The 20,702-nt window shown below is 62.9% G+C and carries 18 protein-coding genes and 1 pseudogene; 5 read left to right on the forward strand and 14 right to left on the reverse strand.

Annotated elements, in window-relative coordinates; genetic code table 11:
* Positions 1 to 82: 82 nt before the first annotated feature.
* From K1567_RS26610 to K1567_RS26620, 3 genes are read right to left on the reverse strand one after another with little or no spacing between them, the layout of a single operon-like run.
* Entirely contained in the window at positions 83 to 1,498 is a 1,416-nt protein-coding gene (locus K1567_RS26610) for an efflux transporter outer membrane subunit (protein ID WP_213547464.1), read from the reverse strand.
* Positions 1,491 to 3,473 (reverse strand): MacB family efflux pump subunit, encoded by a 1,983-nt coding sequence (locus tag K1567_RS26615; protein ID WP_144419319.1) that lies wholly within the window; start codon positions 3,471 to 3,473, stop codon positions 1,491 to 1,493. Before K1567_RS26615 ends, K1567_RS26610 begins: the two co-directional genes overlap by 8 nt.
* Positions 3,463 to 4,632 carry an efflux RND transporter periplasmic adaptor subunit gene (locus K1567_RS26620; protein WP_169868511.1) on the reverse strand — a complete coding sequence of 390 codons (1,170 nt, stop codon included), beginning with the start codon at positions 4,630 to 4,632 and terminating at the stop codon, positions 3,463 to 3,465. The genes K1567_RS26615 and K1567_RS26620 overlap by 11 nt, the downstream gene beginning before the upstream one ends.
* A gap of 263 nt (positions 4,633 to 4,895) precedes the next feature.
* Between K1567_RS26620 and K1567_RS26625 the strand changes: the two genes are divergently transcribed.
* The 4 genes from K1567_RS26625 (at position 4,896) to K1567_RS26640 (ending at position 9,014) form a co-directional block, all read left to right on the forward strand.
* Positions 4,896 to 5,378, forward strand: coding sequence for a sigma-70 family RNA polymerase sigma factor (locus K1567_RS26625; RefSeq protein ID WP_034098965.1), 483 nt, complete (start codon positions 4,896 to 4,898; stop codon positions 5,376 to 5,378).
* 119 nt (positions 5,379 to 5,497) lie between these two features.
* Positions 5,498 to 6,835, forward strand: a complete 1,338-nt coding sequence (locus K1567_RS26630) for a lysine N(6)-hydroxylase/L-ornithine N(5)-oxygenase family protein (protein ID WP_220699007.1) — start codon at positions 5,498 to 5,500, stop codon at positions 6,833 to 6,835.
* A gap of 128 nt (positions 6,836 to 6,963) precedes the next feature.
* Positions 6,964 to 8,184 (forward strand): putative DNA modification/repair radical SAM protein, encoded by a 1,221-nt coding sequence (locus K1567_RS26635; RefSeq protein ID WP_040268812.1) that lies wholly within the window; start codon positions 6,964 to 6,966, stop codon positions 8,182 to 8,184.
* Positions 8,181 to 9,014 (forward strand): TIGR03915 family putative DNA repair protein, encoded by an 834-nt coding sequence (locus K1567_RS26640; RefSeq protein ID WP_034098961.1) that lies wholly within the window; start codon positions 8,181 to 8,183, stop codon positions 9,012 to 9,014. The genes K1567_RS26635 and K1567_RS26640 overlap by 4 nt, the downstream gene beginning before the upstream one ends.
* A 61-nt stretch (positions 9,015 to 9,075) precedes the next feature.
* Here K1567_RS26640 and K1567_RS26645 read toward each other — a convergent pair whose 3' ends face one another.
* The 7 genes from K1567_RS26645 to ctlX form a co-directional block, all read right to left on the reverse strand.
* The gene (locus K1567_RS26645) at positions 9,076 to 9,573 is read right to left on the reverse strand and encodes an Lrp/AsnC family transcriptional regulator (RefSeq protein ID WP_034098959.1); all 498 of its coding nucleotides are present in this window, start codon (positions 9,571 to 9,573) and stop codon (positions 9,076 to 9,078) included.
* Positions 9,574 to 9,579: 6 nt separating this feature from the next.
* Positions 9,580 to 10,410, reverse strand: a complete 831-nt coding sequence (locus K1567_RS26650) for an ABC transporter ATP-binding protein (protein ID WP_198712397.1) — start codon at positions 10,408 to 10,410, stop codon at positions 9,580 to 9,582.
* A 3-nt stretch (positions 10,411 to 10,413) separates the two neighbouring features.
* Positions 10,414 to 11,127, reverse strand: coding sequence for an ABC transporter permease (locus K1567_RS26655; protein ID WP_220699008.1), 714 nt, complete (start codon positions 11,125 to 11,127; stop codon positions 10,414 to 10,416).
* Entirely contained in the window at positions 11,124 to 11,825 is a 702-nt protein-coding gene (locus K1567_RS26660) for an ABC transporter permease (RefSeq protein ID WP_034111007.1), read from the reverse strand. Before K1567_RS26660 ends, K1567_RS26655 begins: the two co-directional genes overlap by 4 nt.
* Before the next feature lie 101 nt (positions 11,826 to 11,926).
* Complete coding sequence (locus K1567_RS26665; protein WP_034098955.1) at positions 11,927 to 12,706, reverse strand: ABC transporter substrate-binding protein; 780 nt, start codon at positions 12,704 to 12,706, stop codon at positions 11,927 to 11,929.
* A gap of 281 nt (positions 12,707 to 12,987) precedes the next feature.
* Positions 12,988 to 14,034 carry an ornithine cyclodeaminase gene (locus K1567_RS26670; RefSeq protein WP_034098953.1) on the reverse strand — a complete coding sequence of 349 codons (1,047 nt, stop codon included), beginning with the start codon at positions 14,032 to 14,034 and terminating at the stop codon, positions 12,988 to 12,990.
* Positions 14,035 to 14,045: 11 nt separating this feature from the next.
* Positions 14,046 to 14,972: a citrulline utilization hydrolase CtlX gene (ctlX, locus tag K1567_RS26675; RefSeq protein ID WP_220699009.1), complete on the reverse strand. Its 927-nt coding sequence runs from the start codon at positions 14,970 to 14,972 to the stop codon at positions 14,046 to 14,048.
* Between the two features lie 183 nt (positions 14,973 to 15,155).
* Between ctlX and K1567_RS26680 the strand changes: the two are divergent.
* Positions 15,156 to 15,607: pseudogene (locus K1567_RS26680) on the forward strand (GNAT family N-acetyltransferase); the annotation flags it as partial.
* A gap of 192 nt (positions 15,608 to 15,799) precedes the next feature.
* Here K1567_RS26680 and K1567_RS26685 read toward each other — a convergent pair.
* The 4 genes from K1567_RS26685 to K1567_RS26700 all read right to left on the reverse strand — a co-directional run bounded on the left by K1567_RS26685 (position 15,800) and on the right by K1567_RS26700 (position 20,701).
* Entirely contained in the window at positions 15,800 to 16,819 is a 1,020-nt protein-coding gene (locus K1567_RS26685) for a branched-chain amino acid aminotransferase (RefSeq protein WP_034098950.1), read from the reverse strand.
* Between the two features lie 182 nt (positions 16,820 to 17,001).
* Positions 17,002 to 18,381 carry a dihydrolipoyl dehydrogenase gene (gene lpdA / locus K1567_RS26690; RefSeq protein ID WP_220699010.1) on the reverse strand — a complete coding sequence of 460 codons (1,380 nt, stop codon included), beginning with the start codon at positions 18,379 to 18,381 and terminating at the stop codon, positions 17,002 to 17,004.
* 4 nt (positions 18,382 to 18,385) lie between these two features.
* Complete coding sequence (locus K1567_RS26695) at positions 18,386 to 19,642, reverse strand: dihydrolipoamide acetyltransferase family protein (RefSeq protein WP_034098948.1); 1,257 nt, start codon at positions 19,640 to 19,642, stop codon at positions 18,386 to 18,388.
* Complete coding sequence (locus K1567_RS26700) at positions 19,643 to 20,701, reverse strand: alpha-ketoacid dehydrogenase subunit beta (protein WP_034098947.1); 1,059 nt, start codon at positions 20,699 to 20,701, stop codon at positions 19,643 to 19,645.
* Position 20,702: the final 1 nt, after the last annotated feature.

Here is a 20,702-nt window from a genome sequence, read left to right on the forward strand (position 1 = left end):
TGACAGCGGCTTTTTTACCAAGGACCTCGGGGTTGAGAATGTAGGGTGAAAAGACGGCTCGTGTAAGAAAGCGGAGTTTTGTTTATCGGATTTCAGAGGTCCAGCCGCCACCCAACGCTTTGTAGAGCGCGATGCTGGCTTGCAGGCGTGACAGTCGCAGTTGCACGTTCAGGTCCTGAGAGGCGAACAAGGTGCGCTGGGTTTCAAGCACCGTCAGCCAGTCGGCGGCCCCAGCCTGGTAGCGCTGTTGGGCGATCTGGAATGCGGTCTGCGCCTGGCGCAGTTCTTCGTCCTGCCATTGGCGCTGCTGGTCGAGGCGGGTGATGCTGCTGAGGGCTTTTTCCACGTCGGCAAAGCCGTTGATGATCGCGCCGCGGTAGCTTTGTAGCAATTCGTCCTGGCGCGCGCGGGCCTTGTCCCGTTCAGCGCTTAAACGGCCGTTGTTGAAGATCGGTGCCACCAGCCCGGCGGTCAACGTGTAATAGGGGCTGCGTAGCACATCGACGGCCTTGTAGGCGTCGGAGCCCAAGGTGGCGCCGAGGGTCACGGCGGGCAGCAGGGCGGCGCGGGCCACCGTCACGTCCGCCTGCGCCGCCGCCAGTTGGGCTTCGGCCTTGGCGATGTCCGGGCGGCGGCTGAGCAATTGGCTGGGCAGGCCGGCGCCAATGACGGGCCAGGTCAGGTTCTGGAAGGGCTCGGCGCCCAGGTCCAGGGCCTGCACGGGCTGGCCGAGAAGGGCGGCGAGGGTGATGCGCGATTCTTCGGCCTGTTGCGCGATCAATGGCAACTGGCGCTGCTGGCCGGCCACCAGGCTTTTTTGTTGGGCCAACTCCAACGCGGTGGCCGAGCCGGCGTCATAGCGGGTTTGCACCAGGGCGAGCACATCCCGCGCATTGGCCAGGTTCAACTCGGCGATCTGCCGGCGTTGCTCGGCGGCGAGGGTTTGCGCATAGCGGTCGGCGACGTTGCTGAGCAGGGTCAGTTCCACGGTGGCCTGGTCGAATTCGCTGGCCCGCAGGCTGTGCAGGGCGCTGTCGCGGGCGGCAGCGCGCGCGCCCCAGAAATCCACTTCGTAGCTGGCGGTCAGGTTGGCGCCGAAGTTGTTGACCGTGTCGTCACTATCGCTGGCGTCGAGGTCCGGGCCGCCGGGGCCGCGCAGCAGCTTCTGATGGCTGGTGGTGAGGTTGGCCTTCACCTCCGGCAGCAACGGCGCGCCGGCAATCACCGCGCTGGCCTGAGCCTGGCGCACCCGCGCCACCGCTGCGGCCACATCGAAACTGTCGCGCCGCGCCTGTCCGATCAAACGATTGAGCGGCGCACTGCCGAACTGTGTCCACCACTGGGTGTTCACGTTCTGGGCGGCCTCGCGTTCGGCGTACTGCCAGGCGGCCGGCGGCGCGATGCGGCTGTCGACGCTGGGCGGTTGGCCGGCGCAGGCATTGAGCAGCAGGCACAGGCTGAGCACGCACAGGTGCGATGGGATACAGGGTTTATTCACTGGTCAATGCCTTAACCGGATCGAGCCGGGCAGCTTTACGGGCCGGCATAAAGCCGAATACGACGCCGGTGACCAACGCACAGCCAAACGCGCCAAGCACCGCCACCAGGGAAAACTGCACTGCCACCTTGGCCAGCGTCAGCACGCCGCCCACCAGCAAGGCCAGAGCGATGCCGCACAGGCCGCCGACCACCGAGAGCATCACCGCCTCGGTGAGGAACTGGCGCAGGATGTCGCGCTGGCGTGCGCCGGTGGCCATGCGGATACCGATTTCGCGGGTACGCTCGCGCACCGTCATCAGCATGATGTTCATCACACCGATACCGCCCACCAGCAGGGAAATCGCCGCAATCGAACCGAGCATCAGCGACAGGGTGTTCTGGGTGCGCGCCTCGGCCTGGATCATCGCGGCGTTGTTGGTCAGCTCGTAGTCGCGCTTGCCGTGGTGCAGGCGCTGCATCAACTGGTCGATGGCCTGTTCGGCCTCATGCACCTTGCGTGCATCGGCGGCGGCGATCACCACATACTCGGGGTTGTAGCTGCCGAACAGGCGCACGCTGGCGGCGGTGTAGGGAATGGCGATGCGGTCGTCGCTGTCTTTATTGCCGGAGCTGGCGCCTTTTTCCGCCAGCACGCCGATGACCTGGAACGGCACGTTCTCGATCAGGATGTATTGGCCGATCGGGTCGACCAGGCCCTTGAACAACTTCTCGCGCACCCGATGACCGATCACCGCCACCGTGGCCCCGGCGCGCTCGTCGGCCGCCGTGAAGTAACTGCCCTCGACCACCGGCCAGTTGAAAATGTCGGGGAAATTGGTGTCGTTGCCTCCCACGTACGCCATGTAGTCGACGTTGCCGTAACGCACCCCGGCTTCGCTGCCGTTGACTGGCATGATGCGCTGCACCTGAGGCAGCGCCGCCAGCGCTGCGACGTCGGCCAAACTGACGATGCCCAGCGGCGTGCGTGGGTTGGGTGAGGCGCCGCTGAGGTAGAGGATGTTTGAACCGAACGCACCCATCTGCGCCATGACCTGGCGCTTGCTGCCTTCGCCCACGGCCAGCATCACCACCACCGACGCCACGCCGATGATGATGCCGAGCAACGTCAGCGCGGTGCGGAAGCGGTTGATCCACATCACACGCCAGGCCGCCTGGACAGCGTCCACCAGTTCGGCTTTCCAGGCGCCATTGTGTTCGGCGCCGTCCGCCAGACGCTGACGCAGGTCCACTGCTTGCAGGGCGCCGGGGGTAGCGGCGGGCGCGGTGTCGTGGGCGGATGCCGAATCGCTGATGATCAGGCCATCGCGAATCTCGATGATGCGGTTGGCGCGCGCCGCGACTTCGCGGTCGTGAGTGATCAGGATCACCACATGGCCCTGGCTGGCCAGCTCGTCGAGCAGGCTCATTACCTCGGCGCCGCTGTGGCTGTCGAGGGCGCCGGTGGGTTCGTCGGCGAGGATGATGTGCCCGCCGTTCATCAACGCGCGAGCGATGGACACCCGCTGCTGCTGGCCACCGGAGAGCTGGTGCGGGCGGTTGCCGGTCCGTTCGGCCAGGCCCAGGCGGGTGAGCAGGGCGCTGGCCCGTGCATGCCGTTCGGCGGCGCTGATTCCGGCGTAGATCGCCGGCATTTCCACGTTTTCCTGGGCCGAACCGGACGGGATCAGGTGATAACCCTGGAACACAAAACCGAACGCTTCACGGCGCAGCCAGGCCAGGGCGTCGCTGTCCAGGTGCGCGACGTTCTCCCCGGCGAACAGGTACTCGCCACTGCTGGGGCGGTCGAGGCAACCGAGGATATTCATCAAGGTGGATTTGCCCGAGCCGGATGCGCCTACAATCGCCACGAATTCGCCGGCGTGAATCGCCAGGTCGATACCGCGCAATACGTCAACTTGAGGGCTGTCGCCGCCGCCGTAGGTTTTGCGGATGTGCCTGAGTTCGATCAGCGGCGTACTCACCTCAACCCCCATGGCCGTCGCCCGGGCCGATCAACAGGTGGTCGCCTTCGTTCAAACCGTCGAGCACCTGCACCCGCAAGCGGTCGCTGAGGCCCAGGCGCACCTCGCGCTGTTCGATGCTGCCGTTGGGCATCACCACGCGGGCGATCTGTTTGTCGGTGTTGCCGTTGCCGAGCAGGGCGGCGACCGGGGCGGTGAGGGTGTCCTTGGCCTGGCCGGCGACGAAGAACACCTGAGTGGTCATCTCAGCCATCAGTGCGTTGTCGGTGTTATCCACGTCCAGCAGCACGGTGTACAGCACCACGCGGCCGGTGCCGCTTTTATTGGAACTGGTGGGGCTGCCGCTGCCCTGGGTTTCGTTCAACGGCTTGGGCGGGATCGGCAGGATCTGCCGCACAGTGCTGCTCCAGCGCCGGTTGCCGCCGCTCAGGGTGGTGAAATAGGCGCTCATGCCGGGTTTGACGTGGCCGATATCGGCCTCCGACACCTCGGCCCATACGGTCATCGGCGACAACTTGGCGATGCGCAGGATCAGCGGCGTCTGCTGTTGAGCGTTGAGGGTCTGGCCGACGCGGGCGTCCACCGCCACCACGGTGCCGCTCATTGGCGCATAAATACGTGTGTAGCCAAGCTCCGCTTCATCGCTGCGCAGGCTGGCCTGGGCCTGGCGGATCTGGGCCTGGAACATGTCGACCCGGGCCTGGGTCGCGCTCAGCTCGGCCTTGGCGGTTTGTACGTCTTCTTCACGGGTGGCGTTGCCGCTGGCCAGGCGCTGCTGGCGTTGGTACTTCTGGCGCGCCAACTCGTGCTGGGCTTTCTGTTCCTGCAATTGCGCCTTAAGGTTTTCGATGGCGTAGCGGCTGGCGTCGAGCTTGGCCTGTTGGGTGGATGGGTCGATTTCCACCAGCAATTGGCCTTCCTTGACCTGATCGCCCGCCTCGACATGGATCTTGCGGATTTGCCCGGACGCCTGGGCGCCCACGTCCACATAGCGGCGCGGTTGCAGGGTACCGAGGGCGGTCACGCTGTTTTCGATATTGCCGCGGGTCACGGTGACGGTGGTCAGGTCGTCGCGGCCCGAGGGCAGTACCTGCCACGCGGCGACGGCGATCAGCGGTAACAGGCACGCTACAACAAGCAAGGCGCGTCGGGCGGGGCGGGGGCGTTTCATGGATGGATTCCAGCCAGGAGAGTTCAGGGCGCGGTTGCGCAGAGCTGACAGTTAAACGAGATAAGGGCGCTGGAATTTAAGCACTTACATAGGCCGTTGCAGCTCTTTTGCATAAAAAAACGGCTGGCGTTACAAGTCTTCTTTAAAAGTAGATGAGAATTACTATAAATTGCACCCACCCAAACTGCCATTATCGAATGGCACCCTTCTGCAGGCCCGATAACGCTCGCGCCTGCAGCGTTTTTTCAAGATGGTCGGGAGTCGTGTTGGAAAACTACTATCGCGAGCTGGTGTGTTTCCTGAACGCCAAGCTGGGCAACCGTCAGGTGGCCGAAGATGTGGTGCATGACGCTTATGTGCGGGTACTGGAACGCTCCAGCGATACCCCCATCGAGCAACCCCGCGCCTTTTTGTACCGCACGGCGTTGAACCTTGTGATCGACGGCCATCGGCGCAATGCCTTGCGCCAGGTCGAGCCGCTGGAGGTGTTGGACAGCGAAGAGCGCTTCGCCGCCGGCACGCCCCACGCCAGCCACGATCAGGCCCAGCGCCTGGAACTGCTTGAGCGCGCTCTGGCCGAACTGCCGGCGGTCTGCCGCGAGAGTTTCCTGTTGCGCAAGCTGGACGGCCTGAGCCATCTGCAAATCGCCGAACGCCTGAGCATCTCCCGCGCTCTGGTGGAAAAAAACATCGTCAATGCCATGAAACACTGCCGCGTGCGGATGCGCGAGTGGGATGCGCACTGAGGGTCGACGGCTTAAATTTTTTTTCACTGTCCTCGTTTCCTATCAACACACGACCTGTTGTGCAGGTCTTGAAGGTATTCCCGCCCCACCGCCACGGGGCTTATCCAGAGGACACTGGAATGACACAGGCAATTGCTTCGCCCGCGGTTCACGACCTGATCGGCATCGGTTTCGGCCCGTCGAACCTGGCACTGGCCATCGCCCTGCAAGAGCGCGAGAAGGCGCAGGGCAAACTGGACGTGCTGTTTCTGGACAAACAGGCCGACTATCGCTGGCACGGCAATACCCTGGTGACCCAGAGCGAATTGCAGATTTCCTTCCTCAAGGACCTGGTGACCCTGCGCAACCCCACCAGCCCGTACTCCTTCGTCAACTACCTCAAGGCCCACGGCCGTCTGGTGGACTTTATCAACCTCGGCACCTTCTATCCGTGCCGCATGGAGTTCAACGACTACCTGCGCTGGGTCGCCGGGCACTTCCAGAGCCAGGCCCGCTACGGCGAGGAAGTGCTGGCCATCGAACCGATCCTGCATCAGCAGCAGGTCGAGGCTTTGCGGGTGATCTCCCGCGATGCGCTGGGCGAGCAGCATGTGCGCACTACCCGTTCGGTGGTGGTCAGCGCTGGCGGCACGCCGCGCATTCCCGATACCTTCAAGGCGTTCAAGAACGACCACCGCGTGTTCCACCACTCTCAGTACCTGGCGCGCATGGCCAACCAGCCGTGTGTAGAAGGCAAGCCGATGCGCATCGCGATCATCGGCGGCGGCCAGAGCGCGGCCGAAGCCTTTATCGACCTCAACGACAGCTTCCCCTCGGTGCAGGTGGACATGATCCTGCGCGGTTCGGCGCTCAAGCCGGCCGATGACAGCCCGTTCGTCAACGAAGTGTTCTCGCCGGCGTTCACCGACCTGGTGTTCCAGCAAGTCGGCGCCGAGCGAGAGCGGTTGGTGGCGGAGTATCAGAACACCAACTATTCGGTGGTGGACCTGGACCTGATCGAGCGCATCTACGGCATTTTCTATCGCCAGAAAGTCTCCGGCATCGCGCGCCAGGCGTTCCGCACCATGACCGTGGTGGAGAAGGTCACTCCCGGCGCGCTGGGCATCGAACTGGCTCTGCGCAACAACGCCACGGGTGAAACGACCGTGCATCACTACGACGCGGTCATCCTCGCCACCGGTTATGAGCGCCAGATGCACCGCGAACTGCTCGCCCCTCTGGAAACCTACATGGGCGATTTCGAAGTGAGCCGCGACTACCGCATCGTCACCGACGAGCGCTGCAACGCCGGCATCTATATCCAGGGCTTCAGCCAGGCCAGTCATGGGTTGAGCGATACCTTGCTGTCGGTGCTGCCGATCCGCGCGGATGAGATTGCAGCGTCGCTGTATGCCCTGGACCGTGGGCGCAGCCAAGGGCGGTCAATCGAGGAATTGCTGCTGGCCACCGCGAGCTGAGTTCGCGCCGGTAGGCGGGGCGGAAGGGCGAGGCAGTGTGCTTTCGCCCAAGCTCGCCCCTACGGGCGGTACTTGTGACAAGGGGTTACCACTGATACTGTACAAAAAACCAGTATCGGTAGCCCGCCATGCAGTTGATCGAAAAACTCAGCATCCTCGCCGACGCCGCCAAGTACGACGCGTCCTGCGCCAGCAGCGGCGCGCCCAAGCGCAGTTCCGAGGGCAAGGCGGGGCTGGGCTCCACCGATGGCATGGGCATCTGCCACAGCTATACGCCTGACGGGCGCTGCGTGTCACTGCTCAAGGTGCTGCTCACCAACTTCTGCCTTTACGACTGCCAGTACTGCGTCAACCGCCGCTCCAGCGACGTGCCCCGTGCGCGGTTCAGCCCGGAAGAAGTGGTCACCCTGACCCTGGATTTCTACCGGCGCAATTGCGTCAGCGGGCTTTTCCTCAGCTCCGGCATTATCCGTTCGGCCGACTACACCATGGAGCAGCTTGTCCGGGTGGCGAAGCTGCTGCGCGAAGAGCATGACTTTCGCGGGTATATCCACCTCAAGACCATCCCCGAAGCCGACCCGGCGTTGATTGCCGAGGCCGGGCGTTATGCCGATCGCCTGAGCGTGAACATCGAACTGCCCACCGATGCCAGCCTGCAAACCCTGGCACCGGAAAAGCAGATCGGCTCGATCAAGCAGGCCATGCGGACCATCTACACCGGCGAGCAGACGGTCCTCAATGAGCCTCGCGCGCCGCGTTTCGCCCCGGCCGGGCAGAGCACCCAGATGATCGTCGGCGCCGACGACACCGACGACAGCACCATCCTGCATGGCGCCGAAGCGTTGTACGGTAACTTCAAGCTGCGCCGCGTCTACTACTCGGCGTTCAGCCCCATTCCCAACAGCCCAAAAAGCGTACCCCTCGCCGCGCCACCGTTGATGCGCGAACACCGCCTGTACCAGGCCGACTTCCTGCTGCGCAGCTACGGCTTCAGTGCCGGCGAGTTGTTCGAAGGCCCCGGTCACCTGGCGCTGGATATCGATCCCAAACTGGCCTGGGCCCTTGAGCATCGAGAGGTGTTCCCCCTGGACCTCAATCGAGCCGAACCGACGTTGATCGCGCGCATTCCCGGCATCGGCCTGCGCACCACCCAGCGCCTGGTGGACCTGCGCCGCGAACGCAAAATCCGCTTCGAAGACCTGGCGCGCATGCGCTGTGTGCTGGCCAAGGCCAAGCCGTTTTTCATCACCAGCGACTACCACCCGCAACAGGCGGACAGCACCAGTGTGTTGCTGCGCGAGCAACTGCGCGACCGGCCGCAACCGCAGCAAATGGGGCTGTGGGGATGATCAGCCTGGAATGCGACAACCTGTTCGGCACCTGGCGCGAACAGGCGCGCTGGCTGCTCAGCCATCAGGTCGACCCCAGCCAAGTGAGCTGGGGCGAGGCCCAGGCGGCGGACCTGTTTGCCACCGATGAGCCGATCCCTGCCGGGCTGGGGCCGTTTCAGGCGCGTATTCCCAAGGCACTGCTCGAACTGCTGGAGTCGGCCGCCTGCTACCACGGCGACCAACGCTGGAGCCTGTTGTATGAAGTGCTGTGGCGCGTCAGCCACGGCGACCGCACCGCGATGCTGGCGGGCGACAAACTGGGCAGCGAGTTGCAGCGGCGGATCAAGCAGGTCAGCCGCGAAGCCCATCACCTGCACGCGTTCGTGCGCTTTGTCGCGCTGCCGCCAGAGGCCGGGCCGGAGTTGCCGGAGTACGTGGCCTGGCATGAACCGGCCCACGATATTCTGAAGTCGGCCAGCCAGCACTTTATCGGGCGCATGGGCCGCCATCGCTGGATGATCGCCACACCGTTGGACGGCGTGTATTACGACGGCCAGCAATTGATTCATCAACGCCATTGCCCCGAAGCCTGGCAGCAACTGGCACAGAACGTCGAAGACCCCCACAGCGCCATGTGGCTGACCTACTACAGCCACATCTTCAACCCGGCGCGGTTGAACCCCAAGGTGATGGAAGGCCACTTGCCCAGTCGGTTCTGGAAAAACCTGCCCGAAGGCAAGCTGATCCCGGGCCTGATCAGCGAGGCGCGAACGGGGAAGCAGAAGGATGGTCAGGCGAGGATGATAGGCGCTCGGCCTGGCAAGAAAATCTTGAGCGGGCACAGTTAAAAAATAGGGGAGGGGCTTGCCCGCTCCCACATTGGATCGCCGGTGTCTTGTGGCGGGGATTTCAGCTCAGTTCGATGGCGGTGTTTTTCACCACGGCCAGTTCTGGATGCGCCACCAGCTTGTCGATATGCAATTCGTCATTGTTCAGCCACAGTTCCGACACCACCCGGTAGTGCTCCATATCCCGGCAGCGCATGCGCAAGCTGTAGTCGAACGGCCCGCTGATCAGTTGGCATTCGAACACCTGCGGGCACGCCTTCATGCAGGCTTCGAAGGCCCTTTGCGCCGAGCGCCCGCTTTGGTTGGACAAGGCCACCAGCACCAGCAACGACAACCCTGGCGAAACCATCTGCACATCGATGATCGCCCCATACCCGCGGATCACCCCACGCCGCTCCAGCTTGCGCACTCGCTCCAGGCAGGGTCTGGGGGTCAGGTGCACCAGCGACGAGAGTTTTTCGTAGGTGATCCGGCCCTGGTGTCGCAGCACGTCGATGATCGCTTCGTCGATGCGGTCCAGGGTAGGGGAGGTATGGGGTCCGTTGGCCTTGGTTTCCATGGTGGTTCACTTCAAACGGTTGGAAAGAAATTGCTGCAAGCGCTCGCTGCTGGGATGGTCGAGGATCTGGGCGCTGCCTTGCTCTTCGACCCGGCCCTGGTGCAGGAATAGCACCTGGCTGGATACCTGGCGGGCAAAGCCCATTTCGTGGGTGACCATCAGCATGGTACGACCTTCCTCGGCCAACGTCTGTATGACTTTGAGGACTTCTCCTACAAGCTCAGGGTCAAGCGCTGACGTCGGTTCGTCGAACAGAATAATTTCCGGCTCCATCGCCAGCGCCCGCGCAATGGCCACGCGTTGTTGCTGGCCGCCGGACAGGAACGCCGGGTATTGCTCTGCCACCCGGCCCGGCAGGCCGACTTTGTCCAAGTACAGCCGCGCACGTTTTTCCGCCTCGGCGGCGCTGACGCCCAGGGACCGGCGCGGCGCCAGGGTGATGTTCTCCAGCACGGTCATGTGGCTCCACAGGTTGAAGTGCTGGAACACCATGGCCAGCCGCGTGCGCAGGTTCTGCAACTGCGCCTGATGGGGCGCGCGGGTGCCGGCGCGGCCCTGACGCATTTCGATGCTGATACCGTCCAGGGTGATGACCCCGGCGTCGGGCTGTTCGAGGAAGTTGATGCAGCGCAGCATCGTGCTTTTGCCGGAACCGCTGGCGCCGATCAGGCTGATCACATCGCCGTTGCGTGCATTGAGGGACACGCCCTTGAGCACTTCGTGGTCGCCGTAGCGCTTGTGGATGCCTTCGACCTGAAGCTTGATGGCGGTTGTTGCGGCGTTGGCAGCGGGTACGTCGATCGGGTATGCAGCCAGGGCCTGCGCGGACTGATTCATGGGTTAGCCTCGGGTAGGTACAAGAAAACGCATCCAGCAACGTTCGGCCAGTCGGAACAGGCCCACCAGTGCAAAGGACAGCAGCATGTAGAGCAGGGCCGCGATGCCGAAGGCTTGGAACGTCAGGAACGTTTCGGCGTTGGCGTCGCGGGCCACTTTGAGGATGTCGGCAATCGTGGCGGTGAATGCCAGGGACGTGGCGTGCAGCATCAAGATCATTTCATTGCTGTACGCCGGCAGTGCGCGGCGCAGGGCTGCCGGGATCACCACAAACAGGTTCAGCCGCCAGCCGTGTAGGCCATAGGCGCGGGCCGCTTCGATTTCGCCGTGGGGAATATTGCGGATAGCCCCTGCGAAAATTTCCACGGTGTAGGCGCAGGTATTCAACACGAAGGCCAGCAGGGTGCAGTTCAGCGCATTGCGGAAAAACTGGTTGAGCAGGGCGTTGTCCTGTACCACCTCCAGGCTGTACAGCCCGGTGTAGCAAATCAGCAGTTGGATATACAGCGGTGTGCCGCGAAACAGGTAGGTGTAGACCTCTACCGGCCAACGCAGCCAGACGTGTTCCGACACGCGAGCCAGGGCCAATGGCATCGACAGAAAAAAACCGAGGACTATGGAGATAATGAACAGCCACAGGGTCATGGCGACACCGGACAATCCCGAGCCATCGCTGAACAGATAGGCCAGGCCGTATTGCTGGAACAGTTCGATCATCGCGCCATCCCCTTGATGCCGAGGTTGTAGCGCCGTTCGAGGCGCTTGAAGATGCGGTTGGACAGGGTGGTGATCACCAGGTACACCAGGCCTGCAAGCATCAGGAAGTACAGCGGCTCGTTGGTGGTCTTGCCGGCGTTCTGGGCGGCCTTGACCAGGTCCGACAGGCCGATGATCGATACCAGCGCGGTGGACTTGAGCAGCACCAGCCAGTTATTGCCCAGGCCCGGCAGGGCAAAGCGCATCAATTGCGGAAACAGCACCAGGTGGAAACGCTGCCAGCGGCTCAAGCCGTAGGCGGTGGCCGCTTCCAGTTGGCCGGCCGGCACGCTGAGGATCGCGCCGCGGAAGTTCTCGGTGAAGTACGCGCCGTAGATAAACCCCAGGGTGACCACCCCGGCGGTAAACGGGTCGATTTCGAAGTACGCCCAGCCAAAGGTTTCGGTCAGGTCGTTGAGCCACAGTTGCAGGCTGTAGAAGATCAGCAGGATCAGCACCAGGTCCGGCACGCTGCGGATCAGCGTGGTGTAGAGCGTAGCCGGTACGCGCAGCCATTTGGCGCTGGACAGCTTGGCGCCGGCGGCGATCAGCCCCAGTGCCAGGCTCAGGGCCAGCGCCAGGAACGCCAGCTTGAGCGTCATCCAGGCCCCCTGGGCCAGCATCGGGCCGTAGCCCTGCAGGTTGAGGAATTCGTTCATGGGAAGATCTCTATTGGGCGCAGACATACCCCGTTGGCAGGGGGCTTGTGTGGGAGGGGGCAACCCCCTCTCACGCAAGTGTCCTCCTTCGGGGAAGGGGCTTATTCGTGGTAGATGTCTTGATCGCCGAAGTACTTCTTTTGGATCTGCGTATAGGTGCCATCGGCCTGGATGGCGGCAATGCCCTTGTTGATCAGAGCGCGTAGCTCAGCATCGTTCTTGCGCAGGCCCATGGCGATGTCCAGGGGCAGGGTAGGGTCCTTGAAGGCCGGGCCGGTCTTGAAGTCGGCGCCTTCGGGCTTGGACAGGAAGTTCAGCTGGGCTTCGAGTTTGTCGGTGAGGGTGGCGTCGAGGCGGCCGTTTTGCAGGTCGGCGTAGTTCTGGTCCTGGGACTGGTACGCCTTGACCTGAGCGCCGAGCTTGGCCAGATGCGCACGGGCATAGGCCTCCTGCAACGAGCCTTGCAGCACGCCGACCTGTTTGCCTTTCAACGATTGCGGGGTATCGCCGAAATCGGCGTTCTTGCGGGTGATCACCGAGGTTGGGCTGAGGAACAGACGGTCGCTGAAATCGATAACTTTTTCGCGGGCCGGTGTTACGGCCATGGACGACATGATGGCGTCGAACTTACGCGCGCGCAGCGCCGGGATCATGCCATCGAACTCGTTGTGCACCCAGGTGCATTTGACGTCGAGCTTGGCGCAGATCGCATTGCCCAGTTCGATATCGAATCCCTGCAGGCTGCCGTCGGCGGCTACGGATTCGAAGGGTGGGTACTCGGGGAACACGCCGAAGCGGATTTCTTTCCACTCCTGGGCGTGAGCGGCGGTGGCGCACAGTGGCAACAGCAACGCAGCGAAGAGTGATCGCAATGGAGTCATGGTGCAGTCCCTATATTTTGTAATTGATGTCAGGGCAGTTAAAAAGTGAAGCGTATTTCTGTTCTGTTTATGCAGCGAACCTGTCACTTCTGGCGATTCGGGCGACACAGAGAATGCGTCATGATGGTGCGTTTTTTGTGTCGTTTACCCCACGCCTAAACCGCGAATTGCGCTGTTAAAACCTGCAATGCAGCGGATTCGGCTGTGACGCGCGCAGAATCGGCTTTTATCTGTGTAAAAGTGCGCCTGCCCCTCGCGCAAAGGGGCAGGCCAGAGCGGTTTCAGGCGCGCTTTTTCTGCTGTGCGGCCGGCTGTTGGGCCAGGCGCGCGAACAGATTCTTCGGGTCGGCCAGGTCCGGCACCAGTTCCAGCTCGCTGCCGATGTCCAGGGCTTGGGCCACGTCCAGTACGTAGCGCAGGGCCGAGTAATCTTCGATGGCAAAGCCTACCGAATCGAACAGGGTGATCTGGCGCTCGTTCTCGCGGCCAGGTTGTTGGCCGTTGATCACTTGCCATAGTTCGGTCACCGGCGAATCGGCGGGCATGTGCTGGATTTCACCTTCGATACGGCTTTGCGGCTCGTATTCCACGATCACCCGGGCACGCTCGACGATACGTCGGTCCAGCTCGGTCTTGCCTGGGCAGTCGCCGCCGACAGCGTTGAGGTGCATGCCCGGCTCGATCATCGCGTCGGTGAGGATCGTCGCGTAAGCCTTGTCGGCGGTCACAGTGGTAACGATGTCCGCGCCTTTGACCGCCGCCGCCACGCTGTCGGCCAGAATCACCTTGATCGCCGGGAAGGCTTTGAGGTTGGCGGCCAATTTGGCGGTGGCTTTGGCGTCGATGTCGAACAGGCGGATCTCATTGATGCCCAGCATGGCGTGGAAGGCCAGCGCCTGGAATTCGCTCTGGGAGCCGTTGCCGATCAAGGCCATGCTGCGGCTGTTTTGCCGCGCCAGGTAGCGCGCCACCAGGGCGGAGGTGGCTGCGGTGCGGATCGCGGTGGTCAGGGTCATTTCCGCCAGCAGCACCGGCTTGCCAGTGTCCACATCGCCCAGGGCACCGAAGGCCATCACGGTAAGCATGCCGGCCAGGGTGTTTTTCGGGTGGCCGTTTACGTATTTGAAGGCATACAGCGACGCGTCCGAGACCGGCATCAACTCGATTACGCCCTCAGGCGAATGGTTGGCCAGGCGCGCGCATTTTTCGAAATCCTGCCAACGCAGGTAGTCGGCGCGAATGTACTCGGCCATTTCGGTGATGCAGGTTTGCAAGCCTTTTTGCGAAACCAGGTAGCTGAGGTCGTTGACGTCGATATAGCGGGTCATGGCAAGACTCCTTATTGAAATGAGGGGCGGGCGGGCAGATGCACTTCGGCCAGCATGCAGCGGGCACTGCCGCCGCCGATGCGTTCGATGTTGTCGATATTCACCACCACCGGCCGCGTGTGGCGCTCCACATGGCGGCGTTGCTGCGGGTGCAGGGCGCCCCAAGCGCTGGCGGACATCACCAGCAGCGGTTGGCCGTCGCGGTCGTGCACTTCGAGCATGTTGCCGGCGAAGGCTTCCAATTGATCGAAGTCCAACGAGACGATGTCCTTGCCGGTGTCGCGCAGTGAACGCTCCAAGGTCAGGCGCTCGGCGGCGTCGGGCAGGGCTTGCAAGCACACCACCGAGAGGTCACGGCCGACGCTCATCATCACGTTGCTGTGATAGATCGGCGCGTGATGGCGGTCGACGGCGTGGAATACGCAGAGCCGGTAATCGAGTCGTTCGGCGAACTGGCGCAGCGCATCTTGGTGGGTGCGCCCGGAGTGGCAGGCATAGCTGATGCGGTGCTGGCGGTCGAGCACCATGCTGCCGGTGCCTTCGAGGAAGATGTTCTCTCGTTCCAGGTGGCTCAGGTCGATGGTGCTGGTGATCGCAAAGCGTTGTTCCAGGACCTGCAGCACCCCTTTATCGCGCTCCAGTCGTCGGTTCTGGCCTTCCATCGGGTACAGCACCAGGCTGCCGTCGGCGTGGCTGCTCCACCAGTTATTGGGGAAGATCGAATCGGGGGTATGGGGCGCTGGCGTGTCCTGTACCACTAGCACTTCCACGCCATGGCGGCGCAGAGTGTCGACATACTCATCGAACTCCTCCAGCGCTTTCTGCTGTGCGCTGAGGGGGTCGGCGGGTGGGCGTTGGAAACGGTTGTTGACCGCGGTGTCCGGGTTGAAGGCAAAGCGCGCCGGGCGAATCATCAGGACGGTGTTGGTGGTTTGCATGGGGGCACGAAATCCATGGGATGAACTGTGCAGCTATTGTGTGGGTTGTGCCGGATGAATCCCGGCTGAAACAGCAGGGCCGCTCAGCGGGGAAAGCTGAAAAGGGGCGTGGGGCAGCCGAATCGGCTGGGAGAGTTGTGGATAGTGGGGTGTCGGTTATGACGCCGTTGGCCAGGAGGAAATATGTCTACCGTCGTACGTCTCGCCCAACCCGACGATGCCGAGGGAATCAGCCAGGTCATCCTGGCGGCTTTGTACGGCAGCAACGCACAGGACTATCCGCCGGATGTGATTGAGCGGGTGGCCAGCAGCTTTACGCCCGACGCGGTGCGCGAGCTGCTCAAGCGGCGTGTGGTACTAGTGGCCGTCAGGGTCGGTTGATCGTCGGCACCGCTGCACTGGATGCCAAAGTGGTGCGCTCGGTGTTCGTCAACCCGACGCGGCAAGGGCAGGGCATTGGCCGGTTACTGATGAGTGAAATCGAACTGCGCGCGGGGGAAGCGGGGGTGACAACGCTGAGTGTGCCGTCCTCGCTGACGGCCGAGCCGTTTTACGCCAGGCTGGGGTTTCGCACGGTACGTGAGGTCGATCACGGCAATGAGCGCACGTTGGTGATGGAGAAGGCGTTGTTCTCGTGCGATGCCTGAGAACACCGGAAAGTAAATGTGGGAGGGGGCTTGCCCTATATGAGAATCCAAACGCCCTCCTCAGTTAACTGAAAGAACCGGCTCGAATGTGGGAGGGGGCTTGCCCCCGATGCGGTGTATCAGTCGACAGATTCATTGACTGAGCCACTGCTATCGGGGGCAAGCCCCTCCCACAGGCGGTTAGACCTTTACGATCCAGCCGGCTGGCGCTTCGACGTCACCGGTCTGCACGCCGGTCAGCTCTTTGTAGAGCTTCTGGGTGATCGGGCCGACTTCGGTTTCGCTGTGGAACACGTGCAGTTTGCCGTTGTACTGGATACCGCCGATCGGCGAGATCACCGCCGCCGTGCCGCAGGCGCCGGCTTCCTTGAATTGGTCCAGCTTGTCGATGAACACTTCGCCCTCGACCACTTCCAGGCCCAGGCGGGTCTGGGCCAGTTCGATCAGCGACAGGCGGGTGATGCCTGGCAGCACCGAAGGCGACTTCGGTGTGATGAACTTGTTGTCATGGGTGATCCCGAAGAAGTTGGCCGAACCGACTTCTTCGATTTTCGAGTGGGTCATTGGGTCCAGGTAGATCGCGTCGGCGAAACCGGATTTCTTCGCTTCCGAGCCTGGCATCAGGCTGGCGGCGTAGTTGCCACCGACCTTGGCTGCACCGGTGCCCTGTGGCGCGGCGCGGTCGAAGGTGGAGATCTGGAAGTTGTGGGGCACCAGGCCGCCCTTGAAGTAGGCACCGACCGGGATGCAGAACACCGAGAAGATGAACTCCGGCGCGGTGCGCACGCCGATGTTGTCACCGGTGCCGATCACGAACGGGCGCAAGTACAGCGCGCCGCCGCTGCCGTAGGGCGGGATGAAGCGCTCGTTGGCCTTGACCACTTGTTTGCAGGCGTCGATGAATACGTCGGTCGGTACATGCGGCATCAGCAGGCGCGCGCAGCTGCGTTGCATGCGGGCGGCGTTCTGGTCCGGGCGGAACAGGTTGATCGAGCCGTCCTTGCAGCGGTAGGCCTTGAGGCCCTCGAAGCACTGCTGACCGTAGTGCAGGGCGGTGGAGCCCTCGCTGATGTGCAGCACGTTGTCGTCGGTCAGGGTGCCAGCTTGCCATTCGCCGTTCTTCCAGGTCTGGAGAAACCGCTTGTCGGTCTTGATGTAGTCAAAACCCAGCTTGTCCCAATTGATGCTTTCGTTACCCATGACACCCTCTATCTCTGGTCAAGTCGGATTTTTTTCTGGATGGGCGCAACAATACTGCATTCTTGGCTCGTGTGGGAGCAGGTGGGCGGACCATCCGACATCTGTATTGGCTGATCCGCCGCTATCGCGGGCAAGCCTGGCTCCCACCGTTGATTGCATTCCAAAGGTGGGAGCTGACTGGCTTACAGATGCAGCGCGTGGCCCAGCGCCCGCAATGCCGCTTCCTGCACAGCCTCACCGAGGGTCGGGTGCGCATGGATGGTGCCGGCCACGTCTTCCAGGCGCGCGCCCATTTCCAGGCTCAGGCCGAAGGCCGTGGACAGCTCCGAGACGCCAACGCCCACTGCTTGCCAGCCGACAATCAGGTGGTTGTCACGCCGCGCCACCACCCGCACGAAGCCGGTTTTCGACTCCAGCGTCATCGCCCGGCCATTGGCCGCGAACGGGAAACTCGACACGATGCAGTCCAGCCCCGCCGCCTTGGCATCGTCGGGGGTCTTGCCGACCACCACCACTTCCGGGTCGGTAAAGCACACCGCCGGGATCGCCGCCGGGATGAACTCGCGATGCAGGCCGCTGATCAGTTCGGCGACCATCTCGCCCTGGGCCATGGCCCGGTGCGCCAGCATCGGTTCGCCGCTCAGGTCGCCGATGGCCCACACGTTGCGCATGCTGGTCTGGCAGCGGCTGTCGACCTGGATTGCCGTACCGTTCATGTCCAGGTTCAGCGCTTCCAGGTTCCAGCCCTGGGTGTTGGGTTTGCGACCCACCGCGACCAGCACCTGGTCGGTGGCCAATGACAAGGTGTCGCCATTGGGGTCACGCACTTGCAGGTGGCCGTCGGCAAACCCGGTGACACTGTGCTTTAGGTACAGCTTCACCCCCAGTTGCTTGAGGGAGTCGGCCACCGGTTGGGTCAATTCGGCATCGTAGGCGGGCAGGATGCGATCCTGCGCCTCGACCACGCTGACTTCTGCGCCAAGCTTGCGGTAGGCCGTGCCCAGTTCCAGGCCGATGTAGCCGCCGCCCACCACAATCAGGCGCTTGGGCACTTGGGTGGGAGCCAACGCTTCGGTAGATGAAATGATCGGCCCGCCAATCGGCAGCATCGGCAGGTTGACGCTTTTCGAACCCGTGGCCAGCAGCAGGTGTTCGCACTGGATGCGTTGCTCGCCGACATCGACGGTCTTGCCGTCCACCACCTTGGCCCAGCCGTGGATCACTTGCACCTTGTGTTTCTTGAGCAACGCGGCGACGCCGGTGGTCAGGCGGTCGACGATGCCGTCCTTCCACTCCACGCTTTTGCGGATATCCAGGTTGGGTACATCCACTTCGATGCCCAACTGGGAACCCTGGCTATGGTGCACGGTTTGCTGGAATTGTTCGGCCACATGGATCAAGGCCTTGGACGGGATGCAACCGATATTCAGGCAGGTGCCGCCCAGGGCCTGGCCTTCCACCAGGATGGTCGGAATGCCCAATTGCCCGGCGCGGATCGCCGCCACATAACCGCCGGGGCCGCCGCCGATAATCAGCAGGGTGGTATGGGTAATTTGTGTCATGCCCTTACTCCAGGAACAGGCTGGCGGGTTGTTCGAGCAGGCCGCGAATGGCCTGGATAAATTGCGCCGCGTCCATGCCATCGACCACGCGGTGATCGAAGGAACTGGAGAGGTTCATCATCTTGCGAATCACGATCTGGCCCTTGATCACCATCGGCCGTTCGACGATGCGGTTGACGCCGACAATCGCCACTTCCGGCAGATTCAGCACCGGTGTGCTGACAATACCGCCCAAGGCGCCGAGGCTGGTCAGGGTGATACTGGAACCAGACAATTCCTCACGGCTGGCCTTGCCATTGCGTGCGGCCGTGGCCAGGCGCGTGATTTCTTCGGCGGTGCCCCACAGGTTGCGCGCTTCGGCATGCCGCACCACCGGCACCATCAAACCCACGTCGCTCTGGGTGGCGACGCCCACATGCACCGCGCCGAGGCGGGTGATGACCTGGGCTTCGTCGTCGTAGCGTGCGTTGATCTGCGGGAAGTCCCGCAGCGCCACGACCATGGCGCGCACGATAAACGGCAGCAGGGTCAGTTTTCCCCGAGTGGCACCGTGTTTTTCGTTGAGGTGCACGCGCAGTTCGTCCAGCGCAGTGACATCGATTTCTTCCACATAGCTGAAATGCGCGGCGCGCCGGGTGGCGTCCTGCATGCGCTGGGCGATCTTGCGGCGCATGCCAATTACCGGGATTTGTTCTTCGTCGTGGCGTTCGGCGTAAGGGGTGGCTGCCGTCGAAGGCTTCGCCGAACCTTGTTGCAGATAGGCGTCGAGGTCTTCGTGCAGGATCCGCCCGGCCGGGCCGGTGCCCTGGACCAGCCGCAGTTGGATACCGGCATCCAGCGCATGCTTGCGCACAGCGGGGGAGGCCAGGGGGCGTTCGTCAGCTTCGCGGGCCACCGGGGCTTGCGTCGCAGCCTTGGTTGGCGCGGGTTTGCTTTCAACCGGCGCGGGTTTGGCTTCCACCGCAGGTGCGGCCTTCACCGGTTCGGCAACCGCCGGCACATCCTTGGCATTGCCCGCGCCTTCCACTTCGATGCTGATCAACACACTGCCCACGGCCATGACTTCGCCCGGCTCGCCGCCGAGAGCAATGACCTTGCCGTGGACCGGCGAGGGAATGTCCACCATCGCCTTGTCGGTCATCACGTCCGCCAGCACCTGGTCTTCGACGACCATATCGCCGACCTTCACATGCCAGACCGACAGTTCCACTTCCGCGATGCCTTCGCCAATGTCCGGCATCTTGATAACGTGCGTGCCCATTCAGACCTCCATGACCCGTTGCAGCGCCGCGCCCACACGGGACGGCCCTGGGAAATACGCCCACTCTTGCGCGTGCGGGTAGGGGGTGTCCCACCCGGTGACGCGTTCGATCGGCGCTTCCAGGTGGTGGAAGCAATGCTCCTGCACCAGCGCTACCAGCTCGGCGCCAAAGCCGCAGGTGCGCGTGGCTTCATGCACCACCACGCAACGGCCGGTCTTTTTCACCGACTTGACGATGGTTTCCAGGTCCAGCGGCCACAGGCTGCGCAGGTCGATGACTTCGGCATCGATGCCGGTTTCTTCGGCGGCGACCTGTGACACATACACGGTGGTGCCGTAGGTCAGCACGGTGACGGCCGAGCCCGGGCGCACAATGGCGGCCACGTCCAGGGGCACGGTGTAGTAACCGTCCGGCACTTGGGCTTGCGGGTGTTTCGACCACGGGGTGACAGGGCGGTCGTGATGGCCGTCGAACGGGCCGTTGTACAGGCGCTTGGGTTCGAGAAAGATCACCGGGTCATCGTTTTCGATGGAGGCGATCAGCAGGCCCTTGGCGTCATACGGGTTGGACGGCATCACCGTGCGCAGGCCGCAGACCTGGGTGAACACCGCTTCGATACTTTGGCTGTGGGTCTGGCCGCCATATATGCCGCCACCGCAGGGCATGCGCATGGTCAGCGGCGCGGTGAACTGGCCGGCCGAGCGATAACGCAGGCGCGCGGCTTCGGAGATGATCTGGTCGGTGGCCGGGTACACGTAGTCGGCGAACTGGATTTCCGCCACCGGGCGCAAGCCATAGGCGCCCATGCCTACCGCCACGCCAACGATGCCGCTTTCGGAGATCGGCGCGTCGAACACCCGCGAGGTGCCGTACTTGCTCTGCAAGCCTTCGGTGCAACGGAACACGCCGCCGAAGTAGCCGACGTCCTGGCCGAACACCACGACGTTGTCGTCCCGTTCGAGCATCACATCCATGGCCGAGCGCAGGGCCTGGATCATGGTCATGGTGGTGGTGGTCATGGCGGTTTCCAGTTCGATGCTGTTGTTGTGATCGTTCATG

The sequence above is a fragment of the Pseudomonas sp. S5F11 genome (assembly GCF_019641515.1).
GTDB classification, from domain to species: domain Bacteria; phylum Pseudomonadota; class Gammaproteobacteria; order Pseudomonadales; family Pseudomonadaceae; genus Aquipseudomonas; species Aquipseudomonas rhodesiae.